The 3,510-nt window shown below is 71.0% G+C and carries 3 protein-coding genes; all 3 read right to left on the bottom strand.

Annotation, left to right across the window (positions count from 1 at the left end; all coding sequences use genetic code 11):
- Positions 1-106 precede the first annotated feature (106 nt).
- The gene (gene ilvD / locus M4J07_RS47110) at positions 107-1,960 is read right to left on the bottom strand and encodes a dihydroxy-acid dehydratase (protein WP_255983444.1); all 1,854 of its coding nucleotides are present in this window, start codon (positions 1,958-1,960) and stop codon (positions 107-109) included.
- A gap of 114 nt (positions 1,961-2,074) precedes the next feature.
- Complete coding sequence (locus M4J07_RS47105) at positions 2,075-2,704, bottom strand: TetR/AcrR family transcriptional regulator (RefSeq protein WP_255983442.1); 630 nt, start codon at positions 2,702-2,704, stop codon at positions 2,075-2,077.
- Positions 2,701-3,510, bottom strand: an 810-nt coding sequence (locus M4J07_RS47100; RefSeq protein ID WP_255983441.1) for a sugar phosphate isomerase/epimerase family protein, incomplete at its 5' end; no start/stop codon positions are given. The genes M4J07_RS47100 and M4J07_RS47105, both read right to left, overlap by 4 nt.

Here is a 3,510-nt window from a genome sequence, read left to right as displayed (position 1 = left end):
GGTGTACGGGAGTGGGCCCGACGGGAGTGTCTTCGGGGTGGCGGGGAGCCGCCCCGAAGACTGGTGAGGACTGGTGAGGACTGTCGAGGACTGGTGACGGGCGGGGTCAGCCCAGCTTGGAGACGTCGCGGACCGCGCCGCGGTCGGCGCTGGTGGCCATCGCGGCGTAGGCGCGCAGGGCCGCGGAGATCTTGCGCTCGCGGCCCTTCGGGGCGTACACGCCGTTCAGGGCCTCGCGGCGGGCCGCCAACTCCTCGTCCGTGACCAGGAGTTCGATCGTACGGTTCGGGATGTCGATGCGGATGCGGTCGCCGTCCTCGACGAGTGCGATCGTGCCGCCGGACGCCGCCTCGGGCGAGGCGTGACCGATCGACAGGCCCGACGTGCCGCCGGAGAAGCGGCCGTCCGTGACGAGCGCGCAGGCCTTGCCCAGGCCGCGGCCCTTCAGGTACGAGGTCGGGTAGAGCATCTCCTGCATGCCGGGGCCGCCCTTGGGACCCTCGTAGCGGATGACGACGACGTCGCCCTCCTTGACCTGCTGCGTGAGGATCTTCTGGACCGCTTCCTCCTGCGACTCGCAGACCACGGCCGGGCCCTCGAAGGTCCAGATGGACTCGTCGACGCCGGCGGTCTTCACGACGCAGCCGTCCTCGGCCAGGTTGCCCTTGAGGACCGCGAGGCCGCCGTCCTGGGAGTAGGCGTGGGCGACGTCGCGGATGCAGCCGCCGGCCGCGTCCGTGTCGAGGGAGTCCCAGCGCTTCGACTGGGAGAAGGCGGTGGCGGAGCGCTCGCAGCCGGGGGCCGCGTACCAGAGGTCCTCGGCCTCCGGGGAAGCGCTGCCGCTGCGCACGTCCCAGGTGTCGAGCCACTCCTTGATCGAGGGGCTGTGGACCGTGTGCACGTCCTCGTTGAGCAGACCGCCGCGGTACAGCTCGCCGAGGATGGCGGGGATGCCGCCGGCCCGGTGCACGTCCTCCATGTAGTACGTCTTCGAGCCCGCGACGTTAGGCGCGACCTTGGCCAGGCAGGGGACGCGGCGCGAGACCGCGTTGATGTGGTCGAGGTTGTAGTCGACCTCGGCCTCCTGCGCGGCGGCCAGCAGGTGCAGGATCGTGTTCGTGGAGCCGCCCATCGCGATGTCCAGCGCCATCGCGTTCTCGAACGCGGCGTGGGTGGCGATGTTGCGCGGCAGGACCGAGGCGTCGTCCTCGCCGTAGTAGCGCTTGGTCAGCTCGACGACCGTGGCGCCGGCCCGCTCGTACAGCTCCCTGCGGCCCGTGTGGGTGGCGAGCAGCGACCCGTTGCCCGGCAGGCTCAGGCCGATGGCCTCGGTCAGGCAGTTCATCGAGTTGGCGGTGAACATGCCGGAACAGGAGCCGCAGGTCGGGCAGGCGTTCTCCTCGATGCGGAGGATGTCCTCGTCGGAGATCTTGTCGTTCACGGCCTCCGACATCGCGTCGACCAGGTCGAGCGTGCGGACGGTGCCGTCGACGAGGGTGGCCCGGCCGGACTCCATCGGGCCGCCGGAGACGAAGACCGTCGGGATGTTCAGGCGGAGTGCCGCCATCAGCATGCCCGGGGTGATCTTGTCGCAGTTCGAGATGCAGATCAGGGCGTCGGCGCAGTGGGCCTCGACCATGTACTCGACCGAGTCCGCGATCAGGTCGCGGGAGGGCAGGGAGTACAGCATGCCGCCGTGGCCCATCGCGATGCCGTCGTCGACGGCGATCGTGTTGAACTCGCGCGCGATGCCGCCGGCCGCCGTGATGGCGTCGCTGACGATGCGGCCGACGGGCGCCAGGTGCGTGTGCCCGGGCACGAACTCGGTGAACGAGTTGGCGACCGCGATGATGGGCTTCCGGCCGATGTCCGCACCCGGTACACCGGAGGCTCGCATCAGGGCGCGGGCGCCCGCCATGTTGCGGCCGTGGGTGACTGTGCGGGACCTCAGCTCGGGCATCGTCGCTCGCTCCTTCAGACAGAACTGACAGGTGTACGAGCCTACGCCGAGGTTCCGAGGCCCGGACAGGGTGTCCGGATGTCGGGACGATCGTCTCAGGACCGGCCGGTGACCTCAGGAGTTGCCGGCGGTCCGCGCGTGGCCGGTGAGGTGGCCCTGGACGACCGGGGCGATCCGGGCGATGACCGTCTCCGGGTCGGCGGAGGCGAGCGGCTCCACCTTGATCACGTAGCGGAGCACGGCGGTGCCGACGAGCTGGGCCGCGGCCAGCGTGACGCGCAGTTCGGCCTCCTCGTCCGGGATGTCCAGGCGGCGGGCGATCCGGCCGAGCAGCTGGGCGGCGATGAGCCTGCGGAAGACGGCGGCGGCCGCCTCGTTGTTGACCGCCGAGCGCACGATGGCGAGCAGCGGGGTGCGGGTCGCCGGGTTCTCCCAGATGCCGAGGACGAACCGGGTCAGCCGCTCGCCGATGTCGTCGAGCGGGCCCTCCTCCAGCACGGCCGGGGCCTGGAGCGCGGGTGCGAACGCCGTCTCGATCGACGCCGCGAAGACCTGCTCCTTGGTGCCGAAGTAGTGGTGCACGAGCGCGGAATCGACCCCGGCGGCCTTGGCGATGCCGCGTACGGACGCCTTCTCGTAGCCCCTCGCGGCGAACTCCTCGCGGGCCGCTTCGAGGATGCGGGTCCTGGTGTCACCGCTCTCGGTGCGCGCGGGGCGGCCGCGGCGCCGGACCGGCTCGCTCATGAACGCGGCACCCGCATCGCGGACGCCAGGTGCAGCCGGGTGAAGGCGAGCGCCTCGGCGAGGTCGGCCTCGCGTTCGGCGCTGGACATCGCCCGCCGCGTGTTGACCTCGATGACCACGTGCCCGTCGAACCCGCTGCCGGCCAGCCGCTCCAGGAGCTCGGCGCACGGCTGCGTGCCGCGGCCCGGCACCAGGTGCTCGTCCTTGTTCGATCCGTTGCCGTCGGCGAGGTGGACGTGACCGAGGCGGTCGCCCATGCGGTCGATCATCTGCATCGCGTCGGTGCGGGCGGTCGCGGTGTGGCTGAGGTCGACGGTGAAGTGCCGGTAGTCGTCCTTGGTGACGTCCCATTCGGGGGCGTACGCGAGCATCTCCCGGTCCCGGTAGCGCCACGGATACATGTTCTCTACGGCGAACCGCACATCCGTCTCGTCGGCCATCCGCCAGATGCCGCCGACGAAGTCCCGGGCGTACTGGCGCTGCCAGCGGAAGGGCGGGTGCACGACCACCGTCGACGCCCCGAGCCGCTCCGCCGCCGCCTTCGCGCGCTGCAGCTTCACCCAGGGGTCCGTGGACCACACCCGCTGCGTGATCAGCAGACATGGCGCGTGCACGGCGAGGATCGGGATCTGGTGGTAGTCGCTCAGCCGCCGCAGCGCCTCGATGTCCTGGCTCACGGGGTCGGTCCACACCATGACCTCGACGCCGTCGTAACCCAGGCGTGCGGCTATCTCGAAGGCCGTCGCCGTCGACTCCGGATAGACCGAGGCGGTCGACAGGGCGACCTTCGCATCCGGGATGCGCAC

The sequence above is a fragment of the Streptomyces longispororuber genome (assembly GCF_024448165.1).
Lineage (GTDB): Bacteria > Actinomycetota > Actinomycetes > Streptomycetales > Streptomycetaceae > Streptomyces > Streptomyces longispororuber_A.
The sequence above is the reverse complement of the archived record's forward strand: the minus strand, read 5'-3'. Positions and strand labels throughout refer to the sequence as shown.

Bases quoted from the DNA above. Each gene is read 5' to 3' on its own strand.
- ilvD (WP_255983444.1), bottom strand. From the start codon at position 1,960: ATGCCCGAGCTGAGGTCCCGCACAGTCACCCACGGCCGCAACATGGCG.
- M4J07_RS47105 (WP_255983442.1), bottom strand. From the start codon at position 2,704: ATGAGCGAGCCGGTCCGGCGCCGCGGCCGCCCCGCGCGCACCGAGAGC.